This window comes from Nocardioides pelophilus, assembly GCF_014180685.1.
Lineage (GTDB): Bacteria > Actinomycetota > Actinomycetes > Propionibacteriales > Nocardioidaceae > Nocardioides > Nocardioides pelophilus.
On the sequence record NZ_JACEHF010000089.1, the window covers coordinates 1 to 17,218 of the forward strand.

The 17,218-nt window shown below is 71.8% G+C and carries 15 protein-coding genes; 13 read left to right on the top strand and 2 right to left on the bottom strand.

The window, feature by feature from the left end:
- A partial coding sequence (locus H0488_RS14435) for a cryptochrome/photolyase family protein (RefSeq protein WP_183099968.1) occupies positions 1-1,043 on the top strand: 1,043 nt, incomplete at its 5' end.
- Positions 1,044-1,067: 24 nt separating this feature from the next.
- Here H0488_RS14435 and H0488_RS14440 read toward each other — a convergent pair.
- Entirely contained in the window at positions 1,068-1,937 is an 870-nt protein-coding gene (locus H0488_RS14440) for a DICT sensory domain-containing protein (protein ID WP_183099969.1), read from the bottom strand.
- A 60-nt stretch (positions 1,938-1,997) separates the two neighbouring features.
- Between H0488_RS14440 and H0488_RS14445 the strand changes: the two genes are divergently transcribed.
- The 10 genes from H0488_RS14445 to narI all read left to right on the top strand — a co-directional run bounded on the left by H0488_RS14445 (position 1,998) and on the right by narI (position 14,550).
- Positions 1,998-2,258, top strand: coding sequence for a hypothetical protein (locus tag H0488_RS14445; RefSeq protein ID WP_183099970.1), 261 nt, complete (start codon positions 1,998-2,000; stop codon positions 2,256-2,258).
- A gap of 31 nt (positions 2,259-2,289) precedes the next feature.
- On the top strand, positions 2,290-3,606 hold the full coding sequence (locus tag H0488_RS14450; RefSeq protein ID WP_183099971.1) for an FAD-dependent oxidoreductase: 1,317 nt from the start codon (positions 2,290-2,292) through the stop codon (positions 3,604-3,606).
- Positions 3,603-4,502: an NAD(P)H-binding protein gene (locus H0488_RS14455; RefSeq protein WP_312856344.1), complete on the top strand. Its 900-nt coding sequence runs from the start codon at positions 3,603-3,605 to the stop codon at positions 4,500-4,502. Before H0488_RS14450 ends, H0488_RS14455 begins: the two co-directional genes overlap by 4 nt.
- A complete protein-coding gene (locus tag H0488_RS14460; RefSeq protein ID WP_183099972.1) occupies positions 4,499-5,245 on the top strand; it encodes a CPBP family intramembrane glutamic endopeptidase in 747 nt (248 codons plus the stop codon). The genes H0488_RS14455 and H0488_RS14460 overlap by 4 nt, the downstream gene beginning before the upstream one ends.
- Complete coding sequence (locus tag H0488_RS14465; protein WP_183099973.1) at positions 5,242-6,246, top strand: SDR family NAD(P)-dependent oxidoreductase; 1,005 nt, start codon at positions 5,242-5,244, stop codon at positions 6,244-6,246. The genes H0488_RS14460 and H0488_RS14465 overlap by 4 nt, the downstream gene beginning before the upstream one ends.
- Positions 6,247-6,413: 167 nt before the next feature.
- The gene (locus H0488_RS14470) at positions 6,414-7,637 is read left to right on the top strand and encodes an MFS transporter (protein WP_312856345.1); all 1,224 of its coding nucleotides are present in this window, start codon (positions 6,414-6,416) and stop codon (positions 7,635-7,637) included.
- 14 nt (positions 7,638-7,651) lie between these two features.
- Entirely contained in the window at positions 7,652-11,374 is a 3,723-nt protein-coding gene (locus tag H0488_RS14475; RefSeq protein ID WP_183099982.1) for a nitrate reductase subunit alpha, read from the top strand.
- A gap of 52 nt (positions 11,375-11,426) precedes the next feature.
- Positions 11,427-13,085: a nitrate reductase subunit beta gene (gene narH, locus H0488_RS14480; RefSeq protein ID WP_183099975.1), complete on the top strand. Its 1,659-nt coding sequence runs from the start codon at positions 11,427-11,429 to the stop codon at positions 13,083-13,085.
- The gene (gene narJ, locus H0488_RS14485) at positions 13,082-13,822 is read left to right on the top strand and encodes a nitrate reductase molybdenum cofactor assembly chaperone (protein WP_183099976.1); all 741 of its coding nucleotides are present in this window, start codon (positions 13,082-13,084) and stop codon (positions 13,820-13,822) included. Before narH ends, narJ begins: the two co-directional genes overlap by 4 nt.
- Positions 13,822-14,550 carry a respiratory nitrate reductase subunit gamma gene (narI, locus tag H0488_RS14490; RefSeq protein WP_183099977.1) on the top strand — a complete coding sequence of 243 codons (729 nt, stop codon included), beginning with the start codon at positions 13,822-13,824 and terminating at the stop codon, positions 14,548-14,550. The genes narJ and narI overlap by 1 nt, the downstream gene beginning before the upstream one ends.
- Positions 14,551-14,595: 45 nt before the next feature.
- On the opposite strand, the gene H0488_RS14495 is transcribed toward narI, so the two are convergent.
- Positions 14,596-15,192, bottom strand: a complete 597-nt coding sequence (locus tag H0488_RS14495; protein ID WP_183099978.1) for a hypothetical protein — start codon at positions 15,190-15,192, stop codon at positions 14,596-14,598.
- Between the two features lie 71 nt (positions 15,193-15,263).
- Here H0488_RS14495 and H0488_RS14500 point away from each other — a divergent pair, with 71 nt between their 5' ends.
- Both H0488_RS14500 and H0488_RS25050 read left to right on the top strand, forming a co-directional pair.
- Positions 15,264-16,286, top strand: a complete 1,023-nt coding sequence (locus H0488_RS14500; protein WP_183099979.1) for an AraC family transcriptional regulator — start codon at positions 15,264-15,266, stop codon at positions 16,284-16,286.
- Positions 16,287-16,363: 77 nt separating this feature from the next.
- Entirely contained in the window at positions 16,364-17,200 is an 837-nt protein-coding gene (locus H0488_RS25050; RefSeq protein WP_183099980.1) for a calcium-binding protein, read from the top strand.
- Positions 17,201-17,218 lie beyond the last annotated feature (18 nt).

The following is a 17,218-nucleotide window of genomic DNA, read 5'->3' on the forward strand; positions in this document are numbered from 1 at the left end:
GGCTGCGGGACGTCGGCGTGCCGATGGCCGCCAGCGGCACGCCGTACGCCGTGCGCCCGGGGACGGTGCTGACCGGGAGGGGGACGCCGTACCAGGTGTTCACGCCGTTCTCGCGGGGGTGGCGCGAGCACGGGGCCGAGCCGCCGGTGCCGCGCCCGCCCACGCTGCGCTGGCGCCGGACGGTCGGGAGCGAGGGGCTCGACGCCGGTCTGGTCGAGCACGGCCGGAGCTTTGGCGCGGTCGGCGAGGCGGCGGCGAAGGAGCGATGGGCGGAGTTCCTCGACGACGGCCTGGATCGCTACGACGAGCTCCGCGACCGCCCCGACCTCGACGGCACCAGCCGCCTCGCCGTCCACCTCAAGCACGGCGAGATCCATCCGCGGACGTTGCTGGCCGACATCGCGGACCGTGGCGCGAACACCGAGGGGGCGCGGGTCTTCGTGACCGAGCTGGCCTGGCGGGAGTTCTACGCCGACGTCCTCTGGCACCGGCCGGACTCGGCCTGGGGCGACCTGCGCGACGACCTCGCCGGTCTGCACTACGACACCGGGACGGCCGTCGACGACCTGGTCGATGCCTGGCGGCAGGGCCGGACCGGCTTCCCGTTCGTGGACGCGGGCATGCGCCAGCTGCTGGAGACCGGGTGGATGCACAACCGGGTGCGGATGGTCACCGCGAGCTTCCTGGTCAAGGACCTGCACGTGTGGTGGCCGGTCGGCGCCCGCCACTTCCTCGACCACCTGGTCGACGGCGACCTCGCCTCCAACAACCACGGGTGGCAGTGGGTCGCGGGCACGGGGACGGATGCGTCGCCGTACTTCCGGGTGTTCAACCCGGTCAGCCAGGGCAAGCGGTTCGACCCGGACGGCGCCTACGTCCGCCGCTGGGTGCCGGAGCTCGCCCACCTGCCGGGCGCCCGGGCCCACGAGCCCTGGCGGTACGACGAGGGGTACGCCGGCGGCTACCCGTCACGGATCGTCGACCACGACGAGGAGCGCAAGGACGCCCTCGACCGCTACGAGCAGGCTCGTGGGAGGCGCTGACCCGGCGTGCGGGCGTGCCGCGGCTCAGGCCAGCCGGTCGACGTAGGCGACGACCCGGTTGAACAGCGCGGTCACGCCGGCCGGCGAGGTGGCGCGCGGCGCGGGGGAGTCGGCGAGGTCGTAGAGCAGGCCGGGGGCCGCGGCGATCCCGGCCTCGGCGGCGACGCCGGCGGCGACGCGGGCGGCGTCGCGGACCGCGACCGGGTCGACGGTCCAGATCGCCTCGAAGGTCCGCTGGCGGTCCGGCACGTCCGCCTGGCCGGGGAGCTCCCACGCGGTGAGGCAGGCCGTGCTGTCCAGCGCGTCGCAGACGACGGCCCACTCCCGCAGCATCGGCGCGTCGGCGTCCAGCGTCACCCGGACCGGGCCCCGTTCGTCGGCCGTCGAGGCTTCCCAGTCCTCGGCGAAGACGATCGCCGACCGGGCGACCCGGGAGAGCTCGCGCCACCGCGGCGCGGAGGGATCGTAGAAGTCGGCGCGCTGGAAGGCGCCGAACAGCACCGGGCGGTCCGCGACCGCGCAGCACTCGTCCTCGATGGCCCAGGAGAGCGCGATCAGGGTCGACTTCCGCAGCCGGTGCACGGCCAGCGTCGGGTGCCGGCGGCGCAGCTCGGCGAAGATCGACCCGGTGCCGGGGGTGCGGGTCGCCGCAGCCTCGGCGATCGCGACCTCGAGCCGGACTCCGGCGTCCTTGCGGCGCAGCACCTGGCGGACCAGGTCGACATCACCCTCCGTGTAGCGGCGGTGGCCGGAGGCGAGCCGACGGGGGACGGGAAAGCCGTGGCGCGACTCCCACATCCGCAGCACGGCAGGGCTCAGGTCGGTCCGTCGCGCGAGGTCGCCGATGGTGAGGTCGCCGTCGACGTCTTGCGCAACTGCCTGGTCATGGTCCATGCTCAGATCATAAATCTAAACAAGTTGTTTAGGTATCTGTTTAGCCAAACGGAGTGCACCATGAGCGTGACCGATCTCCTCACCCGGGCCGCAGCGGGCGACAGGGACGCGTTCGTCCGCTTCTACGACCTGACCATCGACGTCGCGTACCGCTACGCCCTCGTCGTCGTCGGGGGCGACCGCTCAGCGGCCGACGCGCTGGTCCGTGGCCTCTACCTGAGGGCGTGGCGCGAGGCCGGCCTGTACGCCGGCTCGGGGCTGTCTCCGGTCGCCTGGCTCCTCGCGGAGCGGCCGCACCAGCGGCTCTCGACCGCGTGCTGAGCATGCTGAACGCGCCGAGCGGAGTGGGATCGTGAGCGGGCGGCCCGTCGTCGTCGTGGGCGCCGGCCTCGCCGGACTGGCCTGCGCCGGTCGGCTGCGCTCCCAGGGGATCCCCGTCGTCGTGCTCGAGGCGGGCGACGCGGTCGGCGGCCGGGTGCGGACGGACCTCGTCGACGGCTTCACCATCGACCGCGGCTTCCAGGTCCTCAACACCGCCTACCCGGCGCTGCGGCACGTCGACCTCGACCGGCTCGACCTGCGGTCCCTCCCGCGCGGGATCCGGCTGCGGAGGGGCGGTCGGCTGGCCGACGTCCGACACCCCCTCGAGTCGCCCGGGGCGGCGTACCGGGCGATGACCTCGCGCGCTGCGAGCCTGGGCGAGAAGGCCGCGCTCGCTCGCTACGCCACCGGTCTGCTGACCGCCTCGCCGGCGTCGATCAAGGCGCGCCCCGACATCGAGACCCGCGAGGCCTGGGCGCAGGCCGTCCCCGACGGTGTCGCCGATTCCCTCCTGCTGCCGTTCCTGTCGGGGGTCGTCCTCGAGCCTGAGATCACCACCTCCCGGGTCTTCACCGAGCTGATGATGCGGCTGTTCGCGCGCGGTGCTTCGGCGGTGCCGGCGGCCGGCATGCAGGCGCTGCCCGAGCTGCTGGCGGGTCACCTGCCCGCCGGAACCGTCCGCCTCGAGGCGCCCGTCAGCGAGGTGCACCGCGACGCGGTCGTGCTGCGCGACGGCACCGTCGTCGACGCCAGCGCCGTGGTCGTGGCCACCGACGCGTGGATGGCCCACCTCCTCCTCCCCGAGCTCGGGCGGCCGCCCGCCGCGCGCGGCGTGACGACGTACTACTTCGCCGCCGAACCGTGGCGACGGAGCAACCCGCTGCTCACCGTCGACGCCGACGGCTCCGGGGTGACGAACACCGTCGTCCTCACCGCGTCCGCGCCCGAGTACTCCACCGACGGCCGGGCGCTGATCGCGACGTCGGTGCTCCGCGGCCAGGACGGCCCCGTCCTCACGGCGGCCGCCGCCCGCACCGCGCCCGCCGAGCTGCAGGAGGCCCCCGGCGACGAATGGGAGCTGATCGCGACGCGCGACATCGAGCGGGCGCTCCCGGCGATGACGGCGCCGCACCAGCTGCGGAAACCGGTCCACCTGACCCGGTGCGGCGTGTGGGTCGCGGGCGACCACCGCGACACGTCGTCGATCCAGGGCGCGCTCGTCTCCGGCAACCGGGCCGCATCGTCGGTCCTCGCCGGACTCGCCGCACTGGGTCGGCCGTCTACCGTGGACGGTCCTGCACCGTCGGCCCCTGAAACCACAGAGCTGCGAGGTCCCGCGACGCCGTGACATCCATCCGAAGGATCCTCGTCGCCGGCGGCACCGGCTTCGTCGGGCGCAGGCTGGTCGCCTCGCTCGCCGACGCCGGTCACGACGTCCGCGTCATGACCCGGCACCCCGACGACTACCAGGGGCCGGGAACCCCCGTCCACGGCGACGTGGCGAAGCCCGCGTCCCTCGCGGGAGCCCTCGAGGGAGCGACCGCCGCCTACTACCTGGTGCACTCCCTCGACGCGTCCGACTTCGAGTCCCGCGACGCCCAGGCGGCCCGGGCGTTCGGCGCCGCAGCCGCGCAGGCCGGGATCGGCCAGATCATCTACCTCGGCGGGCTGGGCGACGACAGCGACGACCTGTCGGCCCACCTGCGCAGCCGCCGGGAGGTCGAGACCCTGCTCGGGCACGCCGGCGTACCGGTCACCGTCCTCCGGGCCGGCATCGTGATCGGGCACGGCGGCATCTCCTGGGAGATCACCCGCCAGCTGGTCGAGCACCTGCCGGCGATGATCACTCCCCGCTGGGTCCGCACCCGCACCCAGCCGATCGCGGTGGCCGACGTGGTCCGCTACCTGGTCGGCGTCCTCGACAACGCCGATGCCGTCGGGCGGACCTTCGAGGTCGGCGGGCCCGAGGTCCTCGCCTACGTCGACATGCTGAAGCGGGTCGCAGCGATCGAGGGACGCCGGCTCCCGATCGTCCCCGTCCCGCTGCTCACGCCCGGGCTGTCGTCCCTGTGGCTGGCCTTCGTCACCGACGTCGACAGCCGGGCGGGCCGCAACCTCATCGACTCGATGGTCAACGAGGTCGTGGTCCGCGACACCTCGATCCAGGAGGTCGTCCCGTTCCGCCCGATGAGCTACAACGACGCGGTGCGAGCGGCGCTCGCCGAGAGGCGCGGGGACGGATGAGGCGAGGGGCGCTCCGGGAACGCCTGGACGGCCTGCTCCCGAAGCCGTTGAGCTACGTCGTGCCCGTCGAGCACCCGGAGTCGGCGCTGGTGCGCCGCCGTCGGCGTCGGGCCGTGGCCGCCACGTCGGTGGTCGGCGCCGGACTGCTCGGTGCGTCGCTCTCCACGCGTCCGGGCTCGCGGGAGTTCTACGTCTCGACCGGTGTCGTCGCGGGGGTGTGGACGGCCGGCGGTCTGGTCTCCGGACCGCTGCACCTCGGCTGGATCGAGTCCCGCGACGCGACCCTGCGCCGTCCGGTCCTGACACCAGTGGCCACCGGCGTCGGCGCGTTCGCGTTCTTCTACGGCGCGGCCCTGGTGGCGCGCCGGATCCCGGTGCTCGACGCGGCGATCTCGCGGGTCCTCCTGTTCGCCGACGACGGTGACGACCGCCTGGTGCTGCTGACCACGCTCGCCAACGGGGTCGGCGAGGAGCTGTTCTTCCGCGGAGCGCTGTACGCCGCGCTGGGGGAGCGGTTCCCGGTCGCGTCGTCGACCGCCGTCTACACGCTCGCGACGGCCACCACCCGCAACCCGGCGCTGGTGCTCGCCGCCGCCGCGATGGGGGGCCTGTTCGGCCTCCAACGGCGCGCGTCCGGCGGGATCCAGGCGCCCACCATCACGCACCTGACCTGGTCGGCGCTGATGCTGCGCTACCTGCCTCCGCTGTTCCGCCGCCCGCTCGTGCCGGAGGGCAGGCGATGACCGCGGACCGCGGGCTCGACCGGCTCCTCGACCGCGGCGTCCTCCCCGGCTACTCCGCCGTCGGGTACCGGCTGCGGCGGCGCGGCTGGGACCCCGACGATCCCCGCCCCGGGGCCCTGGTGGGACGACGGGCGCTGGTCACCGGAGCCGGGGGCGGCCTGGGGGAGGCGACCGCGCTGGGCCTCGCCCGGCTCGGGGCGACCGTGCACCTCGTGGTCCGCTCGGAGGACCGGGCTGCCGGCGCCGTCGAGCGGATCACCGAGACGCTGCGCAGCGAGGGCCGGTCGGCCGCTCTCGAGGTCGAGGTCTGCGACGTCTCCGACCTCGGCGCCGTCGCCGGCTTCGCCCGTGCGCTCGCGGACCGGCTGGCGACGACGAACGACGCGCTCGACGTCGTCGTCCACAACGCCGGCGTGCTCCCGGTCGAACGCACCACCTCCGTCGACGGGCACGAGCTGACCGTCGCGACGCACGTGCTGGGCCCGGTGCTGATGACCGAGCTCCTCCTGCCGGTGCTGCGCGAGGCGCCCGGCGGCGCACGGGTCGTGCTCGTCGCCTCGGGCGGGATGTACGCCCAGCCGCTGCCCGCCGACGACCCCGAGTTCACCGCAGGTCCCTATCGCGGCACCGTCGCCTACGCGCGCTCCAAGCGGATGCAGGTCGAGCTGGCCCCGGTCCTGGCCCGGCGGTGGGCGCCTGAGGGGGTGTCGGTCTTCGCGATGCACCCCGGCTGGGCCGACACGCCGGGAGTCGCCTCGTCCCTCCCGTTGTTCCGGGCCCTCACCCGACCGGTCCTGCGCTCGCCCGAAGCGGGAGCCGACACCGCCGTCTGGCTCGCCGCCACCCGGACCGTCCCGCGTTCGGGAACCTTCTGGCACGACCGCTCGTCCCGTCCCACCAGCTATCGCTTCGGTCCGGAGCCCACGGCCTCCGAGGTCGAGTCCCTGTGGCGATGGGTCCTGCGGGCCCTCGATCTCGAAGGCCCCGGCCGACACCGGTAGCGGCTCACCTCATGCTCCCCCAGGCTCACCCCAGGGGAGGCGGGCTCAACGGCCCCTGCGAAGAGGGGTCCTATGGCCCTGACATCGGAGGACACCGGCGCGGACCATGGACATTCATGCGTTCGGTCCGTGAAGGTGAGGGAGCACATCCAATGTCAGGAGCCCACGTGGTGATCGAGACTCGGGAGCGGTCAACGACGACCTCTCCCGTCGTGATGCTGGTGATGGCGACCCTCGGGTTCGCCGTCAACTTCTGGGCCTGGGCGCTGATCAGCCCCCTGGGACCGATGTTCCGCGACAGCGGCACGCTCGGGAGCCTCAGCGAGTCCGACGTGGCCCTGCTCGTCGCGGTCCCCGTGCTGGTCGGCTCGCTGGGCCGGATCATCGTCGGGGCGCTGACCGACCGCTTCGGGGGCCGGGTCATGTTCCCGCTGATCTCGGCGGTCACGATCATCCCGATCCTGTTCATCGCGTTCGTCGCCCTCGACTCCTACGTCCTGCTGCTCGTGGGCGGGTTCTTCCTCGGCATCGCCGGCACCGCGTTCGCCGTGGGCGTCCCGTTCGTCAACGCCTGGTTCCCGCCCGAGCGCCGAGGACTCGCGATCGGTGTCTTCGGTGCCGGCATGGGCGGCACCGCCATCAGCGCCCTCACCACGGTCAAGCTCTTCACCAACGTGGGGGAGAAGTCGCCGTTCCTGATCACCGCCGGCGTGCTGGCGATCTACGCCGCGGCCGCCTGGCTGGTCCTCGAGGACGCACCCGGGCGCGCCGTACCGACCACCAGCCTCGCTGCCCGCCTCAACGCCAACGCCCGGCTCTCGATCACCTGGCAGGCCTGCATCCTCTACGCGGTCGCCTTCGGCGGGTACGTCGCGTTCTCGGTCTACCTGCCCGCCTACCTCAAGACCGCCCACGGGCTCACGCCCGCCGACGCGGCCAACCGGATGGCCGGGTTCGTGGTCGTCGCCGTGCTGATGCGGCCGGTCGGCGGTTGGCTGTCCGACAAGTTCGGCTCGATCCCCGTCCTCTCCGCCGGCTACGGCGTGGTCGCCGTGTGCGCCGCGATCTCGGCCGGCACCCCGCCGCTCGACGGCATCGGGACCGTCGCCTTCCTCACCATGGCCGCGGCGCTCGGCAGCGGCAGCGGCGCCACCTTCGCCCTCATCGCCCAGGTCACCGACCCGGGTCGGGTGGGCGGCGTCACCGGTCTGGTCGGTGCTGCCGGCGGCCTCGGCGGCTTCGTGCCGCCGCTGATCATGGGCTACGTCTACGGCCGCACCGACTCCTACGCCATCGGCCTGATCCTGCTCTCGGTGACCGCAGCACTCACTCTCGTGCTGACGCTCACCGTCGTCCGTCGTACCGCGGCAACGGGAGGAACCAACGCGTGACCACTGAGACCGGCATGGACAACGGACTGACCGACGCGCTCGTACGCAGTCGCAGGTTCTTCACCAAGGGGACGGTCTCGGACGACCTGCGCACCCTGACCCAGAAGGGCGGCAGGGGCGCGGACGCGTTCTACCGCGACCGGTGGAGCCACGACAAGGTGGTCCGCTCCACCCACGGGGTGAACTGCACGGGCTCGTGCTCCTGGAAGGTCTACGTCAAGGACGGGATCATCACCTGGGAGACCCAGCAGACCGACTACCCGTCGGTCGGGCCGGACAGCCCGGAGTACGAACCCCGGGGATGCCCGCGGGGTGCGGCGTTCTCCTGGTACACCTACTCGCCGACGCGGGTCCGCTACCCCTACATCCGCGGCGTGCTGCTGCAGATGTACCGCGAGGCCAAGTCCCAGCACGCCGGCGACCCGGTCAAGGCCTGGGCGCACATCGTCGACAACCCGCAGCGCGCCAAGGCCTACAAGTCCGCCCGCGGCAAGGGCGGCCTGGTGCGCGCCACCTGGGACGAGGCGACCGAGATGATCGCCGCCGCCTACGTGCACACCATCCAGAAGTGGGGCCCGGACCGGGTCGCGGGCTTCTCCCCGATCCCCGCGATGTCGATGGTCTCGCACGCGTCCGGAGCCCGGTTCACCTCGATGGTCGGCGGCTCGATGCTGTCCTTCTACGACTGGTACGCCGACCTGCCGGTCGCGTCGCCCCAGATGTTCGGCGACCAGACCGACGTCCCCGAGTCGGGCGACTGGTGGGACGCCGGCTACCTGATCATGTGGGGGTCGAACGTGCCGGTCACGCGCACGCCCGACGCGCACTGGATGACCGAGGCGCGCTACCGCGGCCAGAAGGTGGTCGTCGTCGCGCCCGACTACGCCGACAACGTGAAGTTCGCCGACGAGTGGCTCGCGATCGCGCCCGGCACCGACGGGGCGCTCGCGATGTCGATGGGTCACGTGATCCTCAAGGAGTTCTTCGTCGACCGGGAGACGCCGTACTTCACCGGCTACACGAAGAAGTACACCGACCTGCCCTACCTGGTGGCGCTGGACGAGGTGGACGGCGGTCTCGAGACGGTTGCTGCGCAACCTCCTCGACCACCGACCTACCGGGCCGGCAAGTTCCTGACCGCCGCCGACCTGCCCGACCACGCCGACGACGAGAACGCGCACTTCAAGACCGTCCTCGTCGACGCCCGGACCAACGAGCCGGTCGTGCCCAACGGCTCGCTCGGCGACCGGTTCGGCGACGCCGGCGTCGGCAAGTGGAACCTCGACCTGGGCGAGGTCGACCCCCGGCTGACCCTGCTCGAGCCGGGCGGGCAGACCGTGTCCGTCGAGCTCCCGCGGTTCGACGACGTCGACGGCACGCCGGGCTCGCTGTCGCGGGACGTGCCCGTACGCCGGATCGGCGACCGGCTGGTCACCACCGTCTTCGACCTGATGCTCGCCCAGTACGGCGTGGGCCGGCCGGGTCTCGGCGGCGGCTACGCCACGTCGTACGACGACGCGACCGCGCCGTACACGCCCGCCTGGCAGGAGGGCATCACCGGCGTCCCCGCGTCGGCGGCCGCCCGGATCGCCCGCGAGTTCGCGCAGAACGCCGAGGACTCGCAGGGCCGCTCCATGATCCTGATGGGCGCCGGCACCAACCACTGGTTCCACTCCGACACGATCTACCGCGGGTTCCTCGGGCTGACCACGCTCACCGGCTGCCAGGGAGTCAACGGCGGCGGCTGGGCGCACTACGTCGGCCAGGAGAAGTGCCGCCCGGTGACCGGCTGGGCGCAGCTCGCGTTCGGGCTGGACTGGAAGCGCCCGCCGCGGCAGATGATCCACACCGCCTACTGGTACCTCCACACCGACCAGTTCCGCTACGACACCTTCGGCGCCGACACGGTCGCGGCCAAGACCGGCAGCGGCAAGCTCGCCGGCATGAGTACGGCGGACGTGATCGCGAAGAGCGCCCGGATGGGCTGGATGCCGTCGTACCCGACCTTCAACCGCAACCCGCTCGACCTCGCCGACGAGGCCGCCGCGGCAGGGAAGCCGGTGGCCGCGCACGTCGTGGACCAGCTGAAGTCCGGCGACCTGCGGTTCGCCGCCGAGGATCCCGACTCGCCGGAGAACTTCCCGCGGGTGCTGGCGATCTGGCGGGCCAACCTGCTCGGCTCGTCCGGCAAGGGCAACGAGTACTTCCTCAAGCACCTGCTCGGCACCGACAGCTCGCTGCGCGCGACCGAGGCGTCGGAGAGCCAGCGGCCGCAGGAGGTGGACTGGCACGACGACGCGCCCGAGGGCAAGCTCGACCTGCTGCTCACCCTCGACTTCCGCCAGACCAGCACCACGATCTTCAGCGACGTCGTGCTGCCGGCCGCGACCTGGTACGAGAAGCACGACCTCAACACCACGGACATGCATCCGTTCATCCACTCCTTCAACCCGGCCATCGCACCGCCGTGGCAGACCCGGACCGACTGGGAGGCCTGGAAGGCGATCGCGACGAAGTTCAGCGAGCTGGCCGCCGGTCGCCTCGACACCCGCAAGGACGTGGTGGCGGTCCCGCTGCTGCACGACACCCCGGACGCGATGGCCAACCCGCACGGTGTCGTCCGCGACTGGAAGCACGGTGAGTGCGATCCGGTCCCGGGCGTGACGATGCCGAAGATCGTGGAGGTCGAGCGCGACTACACGGCCGTCGGCGCGCAGCTCCAGGCGCTGGGCCCGTTGCTCGAGAAGCTCGGTACGACGACCAAGGGCGTCACCTACGACGTCACCAAGTCCGTCGACTACCTCCTGCACAAGAACGGGGCGATCCGCGGCGGTGCGGCCGACGGGCGGCCGTCGCTGGTGCGTGACATCCACGCGTGCGAGGCGATCCTGGCGCTGTCGGGCACCACCAACGGGCACCTCGCCACCCAGGGCTTCAAGACCCTCGAGAAGCGGACCGGCACCCAGCTGCACGACCTGGCGGCCGAGCACGAGGGCAAGCAGATCACCTTCGCCGACACGGTCGCCGCGCCGGTCCCGGTGATCACCTCGCCCGAGTGGTCGGGGTCCGAGACGGGCGGTCGTCGCTACTCGCCGTTCACGATCAACGTCGAGCGGCTCAAGCCCTGGCACACGCTGACCGGGCGGCAGCACTTCTACCTCGACCACGACTGGATCACCGAGCTCGGTGAGGGACTGCCGGTCTACCGGCCACCCCTCAACATGGGCGCGCTGTTCAGCGAGCCGGACATCGGGTCGATGGGGGAGGCCCACGGTCACGCGAGCGTGACGGTCCGCTACCTCACGCCCCACAACAAGTGGTCGATCCACTCCGAGTACCAGGACAACCTGTTCATGCTGTCGCTCTCCCGGGGCGGGCAGACGATCTGGATGAGCGACAAGGACGCCGCGAAGGTGGGGGTCGAGGACAACGACTGGATCGAGGCGGTCAACCGCAACGGCGTCGTCGTGGCCCGCGCGATCGTCTCCCACCGGATGCCCGAGGGGACCGTCTACATGCACCACGCGCAGGACCGCCTGATCGACGTACCGATCGCGGAGACGTCCGGGAAGCGGGGCGGCATCCACAACTCGCTGACCCGGATCCTGGTCAAGCCCAGCCATGTCATCGGGGGCTACGCCCAGCTCTCCTTCGCCTTCAACTACCTGGGGCCCACGGGCAACCAGCGGGACGAGGTCACCGTGATCCGCAAGCGCTCGCAGGACGTGACGTACTGATGGGTTTCGAGGCTCGCTTCGCTCGCACCTCAACCACCGGGGAGGCATTGACATGCGCGTGATGGCCCAGATGGCGATGGTGATGAACCTCGACAAGTGCATCGGCTGCCACACCTGCTCGGTCACCTGCAAGCAGGCGTGGACCAACCGCACCGGCACGGAGTACGTCTGGTTCAACAACGTCGAGACCCGGCCCGGACAGGGCTACCCGCGGCGCTACGAGGACCAGGAGGAGTGGCAGGGCGGCTGGACGCTGAACAAGCGCGGCCGGCTGGCGCTCAAGGGAGGCGGCCGGTTCCGCAAGCTCCTCACGATCTTCTCCAACCCCAAGATGCCGTCGATCCAGGACTACTACGAGCCCTGGACCTACGACTACGCCACCCTGACCGACGCTCCCGCGCAGGAGCACACGCCGGTGGCGCGGCCGAAGTCGCTGCTGACCGGCAAGGACATGAAGATCACCTGGTCGTCCAACTGGGACGACAACCTCGGTGGGTCCAAGGCGACCGAGGAGCACGACCCGATGCTGAAGAAGATCGGGGACAAGGTGAAGTTCGAGTTCGAGCAGACCTTCATGTTCTACCTCCCGCGGATCTGCGAGCACTGCCTCAACCCGTCGTGCGCGGCGTCGTGCCCCAGCGGCGCGATCTACAAGCGCTCCGAGGACGGCATCGTCCTCGTCGACCAGGACCGGTGCCGCGGCTGGCGGATGTGCATCTCGGGGTGCCCCTACAAGAAGGTCTACTTCAACCACCGCACCGGCAAGGCCGAGAAGTGCACGTTCTGCTTCCCGCGGATCGAGGTCGGGCTGCCGACGGTCTGCTCGGAGACGTGCGTCGGCCGGCTGCGCTACATCGGGCTGATGCTCTACGACGCCGACAAGGTGCTCGAGGCCGCCTCCACCACCGACGAGCACGGTCTCTACGAGGCCCAGCGCGAGGTGTTCCTGGACCCGAACGACCCGGAGGTCCAGCGCGAGGCGGAGCGGGCGGGGATCCCGCAGGACTGGATCCAGGCCGCGCAGCGCTCGCCCATCTATGCGCTGATCAACCGGTTCAAGGTGGCGCTGCCGCTCCACCCGGAGTACCGCACGATGCCCATGGTCTGGTACATCCCGCCGCTGTCGCCAGTCGTCGACGTCGTGAAGGACACCGGCTACGACGCGGAGGACAAGGGCAACCTGTTCGCCGCGATCGACGCCCTCCGGATCCCCATCGAGTACCTCGCCGAGCTGTTCACCGCCGGCGAGGTCGCACCGGTCGACCGGGTGCTCAAGAAGCTCGCCGCGATGCGCTCCTACATGCGCGACATCAACCTCGGCCGCGACCCGGACGCCTCGATCCCGGAGGCCGTGGGGATGACCGAGGAGGAGATGTACGACATGTACCGCCTCCTCGCGATCGCGAAGTACGACGAGCGCTACGTCATCCCGCCCGCGCACGCCGAGCAGGCGCACGCGCTGGAGGAGCTCGCCACCGAGTGCTCCGTCTCGGAGTACGGCGGCGGCAACCCGGAGATCTTCGGCGAGGGGTCGGGGTCGCTCACGCCGCTCGCGGTCGAGAACTTCCGGATGCTGCAGGACCGCCAGACCGCCGACACGCTGGCCTCGCCTGCGGACAAGTCGGCCCGGGTGAACCTGCTCAACTGGGACGGCAAGGGCGCGCCGAGCGGGCTGTTCCCACCCCGGCCCGACGACGAGGAGCAGCGATGAGCCGGCTGTCGTCCGCACGCCGGACGCCGGGGCTGACCGACTCCGAGCTCACGGTGGCCTGGCAGGCGGCGTCGCTGCTGCTCGGCTATCCCGATGCGGAGCTGCTCGACCGGCTGGACCTGATCCGGGGGGCCGCTCTCGAGCTGCCGGACCACGTGGGCCGGCCGCTGCGGGAGTGCGTCGTACGGCTGGAGGGCGAGGCGCTCGGCGACCTGGAGGCGGACTACGTCGACACCTTCGACACCCGGCGTCGCCACAACCTGTTCCTCACCTACTTCGCGCACGGTGACACGCGCAAGCGGGGGATGGCGCTGCTGCGGTTCAAGCAGGTCTACCTGGAGTCCGGGTTCGCGCTGACCGACACCGAGCTGCCCGACCACCTGTGCGTCGTCCTGGAGTACGCCGCCACCATCGACCGCGAGCGCGGCCGGGGTCTGATCCTCGACCACCGGGCGGGACTGGAGCTGCTGCGGATCTCGCTGACCGAGGCGGGCTCCCGCTGGGCGGGTGCGGTCGAGGCGGTCACCGCGACCCTGCCGCCGCTGCGCGGCGACGAGCGGGAGGCCGTCCGCCGCCTCGCCGCCGAGGGCCCGCCCGAGGAGGAGGTCGGCCTCACGCCGTACGCGACTCCGGCCTTCGACCCGGGTCCGGCCGTGCCGGGCGGGCCCGTCCCGCTGCCGATGCCGGCGTTCCCGGCCCCTGCGGCCTCGGCGCCGTCCGCCATGGGAGTGAGCTGATGGACACGTTCCTCTGGGTGATCGTTCCCTACCTGTGCCTGACGACCTTCGTGGTCGGCCACTTCTGGCGCTACCGCTACGACAAGTTCGGCTGGACCACGCGCTCGTCCCAGCTCTACGAGGACAAGATGCTGCGGATCGGCAGCCCGCTGTTCCACTTCGGCATGCTCGGCGTCGTCGGTGGGCACGTGATCGGCCTGCTCATCCCCGAGTCCTGGACGGACGCGGTCGGCGTGAGCACGGAGGCCTACCACGCCGTCGCGGTCGTCGGCGGGCTGATCGCCGGCGTGATGGCCCTGGTCGGCATGGCGATCCTGATCTACCGCAGGCGGACGGTCGGCCCGGTCTTCTCGGCCACCACGCCGATGGACAAGGTGATGTACGCCGTCCTCGGCGTCGTGATCGCCCTCGGGATGTGGAACACCATCGCCGGGTCGATCCTGTCGGTCGGCGGTCACTACGACTACCGCGAGGGCGTGTCGGTCTGGTACCGCTCGTTCCTGGCCTTCCAGCCGGATCCCGAGCTGATGGCGGACGCGCCGCTGGGCTTCCAGCTCCACGCGCTGGCGGCGTTCGCGCTCTTCGCGCTCTGGCCGTTCACCCGGCTGGTGCACGTGTTCAGCGCGCCGCTCGGCTACCTCACCCGTCCGTACCTCGTCTACCGGAGTCGCGACGACGTCGAGCTCGGCAGCCACCGGCCGCGGAGGGGCTGGGAGCGCGTCGGCTGACCCAGCCTCTCCACCGACGGTGCTGCCTCAGCCACCTCAGCCGCCTCAGCCGGTGAAGGGGTTGGTCGCCGGGAGCGGCTTGATCAGCGGCGCGAGCAGCGCGGCCGACTGCTCGACGGTGAGCACCTCGGACGGGTCGAGCGGGATGACCTCGCGGTGGCGCTCGTCGTACTCCCAGACGTCCTCGCCGACCAGCAGCCCGTTCTCGTAGGGCCAGACCATGTGCTCGGCGGTCTTCATGAGGTACCACGCCTCGGGGTCGACCGGCAGGCCCTCGGCCGCCAGCACCTTGCCCGGCGTCTGCTGGTAGATGAACGCGGTCGACACGATCATGTCGTCGCTCACCGCGAGCTTCTCGTCCTCGGCGTAGAAGATGCACTGGGCCGAGGCGGACCACTGGCTGTAGACGCCCTTGACCGCCTCCGCGCCCTCGAGGGTGAGGGTCTGTCCGAGCATGTTGAAGTGGTAGATCGGCTCGGCGACGGTCATGTCCGGCGCGAAGATCTCCTCGAACCGGCCGGCCATCTCGAGGTAGCGGTGCCGGTTGTAGGCGTGCAGGAGGTACAGGTGGCGGGGGTCGGTGGTGGTCTCGATCAGTCTCTCGACGGCGATGTTGGTCCGGGTGATGTCGTAGCGGCTCATGGAACCGAGTCTGCGCTGCCCGGCCGCCACAAGACTTGACACCAGGCGACAACATTTTGACTATAGGCGACATGTCGCTGATCCGCGGGACGGCGCTCCAGGGCTTCCCCGAGCTCGTCGCCGAGCTGGGTGGCGACGCCGACCGCCTGCTGGTCGCGGAGGGCATCCCGAGGGACGCGGTCGGCAACGAGGACAGCTTCATCAGCTACCGGAGGGGCGTCGCGTTGCTGGAGCTGGCGGCGGCGCGGACCGGGACCCCGGACTTCGGCCGGCGGCTCGCCCTTCGCCAGGGCGTCGAGATCCTCGGCCCGGTCGGCGTGGCCGTGCGCACCGCGCCCACGGTCGCCGCAGCCTTCCAGGCGCTCGACCAGTACCTCGCGGTCTACAGCCCGGCCATCAGCGCGAGCATCGACCCGCAGCCGGGCCGGCGGCACGCACGCTTCGAGTTCCAGATCCTGCTGGACCGCATCGGTCCCCACCGGCAGGCCGAGGAGCTCGCGCTCGGGGTCGCGTTGCAGACGTTCCGGCTGATCGTCGGACCCGACTTCCGGCCGGTCGCCGCTGACCTTCCCCACGACCCGCTGACCGCGACGAAGGACTACGTCCGCTACTTCGGCTGCACCGTCCGGTTCGCACAGCGACCGAGCGGGCTGGTGGTGCGGCGTTCCGACCTCGCCCGACCGCTGGCGTCGGACGGGGCCGTGCACGCGATGGTCCGGGACTACCTGGGCTCGATCGCGTCGCCGGCCCGTGGTGACACCGCCGAGGCGGTCCGCCTGATGGTCCGGCAGATGCTCCCCACCGGTGGCCTGGAGATCGGGCTGGTCGCGGCGCAGCTCGGCCTCCACCCGCGCACCCTGCAGCGGCAGCTCGCCGCCCGGGGCACCTCGTTCGCCGGTCTGGTCGACGACGTACGACGGGCGCAGCTGGAGCACTACCTGCGCGACACCGAGATCCCGCTCGGCCAGCTCGCCGGCATCCTCGGCTACAGCGAGCAGAGCGTGCTCTCACGCTCCTGCCGGCGCTGGCTCGGGATGTCCCCGTCGTCGTACCGACGGGCAGCACGCGCCGCGGCCCTGACTCCCGGCGCCTGAGCGCGAGAGCGCTCAGCTCCGGCCCCGTCCGGCCGATCGGATCCTCATCGGTCGGCCGCGCTGGGGAGGGAGGGCTCGTGCCTCGACCTCATGCTGTCCTCGGGGCGGCGCTCGCCGGCGTCGCTGCTGTCGCCGGTGTCGCGCTGACGCCCGGACCGGCCACGGGCAACGACGTCCCGCCGGACGGCGAGGGCACCGCGGGTCCGCCGTACGACTACGAGACGGCGCTGATGGGCGAGTACGCGCTGATCCCGCTGCCCGACCAGGCGATGATCACCAGGACCGAGCACGGCTACCTCTTTCGTGCCGGCCAGCAGGACACCCACCTGGTCGTGACGCTCACCGGCGACGGGCGGCTGCGGTTCGCCGACTCCGGTACCGCGGAGATCAAGCAGCTCGCCCGCGGCTGTCGGGCGGAGGCGGTCGCCCAGGGGGTCGCGGCGGTGTGCCGGGTGCCGCAGTGGGTGAGCACGGCGCAGCCCCTGCTGCTCGAGGTCTGGCCGCGGCTCGGCGACGACTTCGTCGACGGCTCGAGCCTGCCGGCCTCGTACGCCATGACCGTGCTCTCGGACGCCGGGCACGACACGGCGTTCCTCGGCGCCGGGCCGGACTTCTTCAACGGCTTCACCGGGCGCGACCGGGTGCGGGGCGGCGCCGGCAACGACTGGATCCGCACCGGCGACGGGGCCGACGTCGTCTGGGGCGGCGCGGGGGACGACCAGCTCGTGGGCACCGACGGCGCGGACCGGTTCTACGGCGAGGACGGAGACGACCGGCTCGGGGGCGGCGCCGGCAACGACCGGCTCGACGGCGGGGGCGGGGCCGACCGCGTCCTGTGCGAGGCCGGCGCGGACGTGGTCCGGACCGACGGGATCGACCGGCTCTCGGCCTGCGAGTCGGTCACGCACGGCTGAGACAGCCTTGCGGCGGGG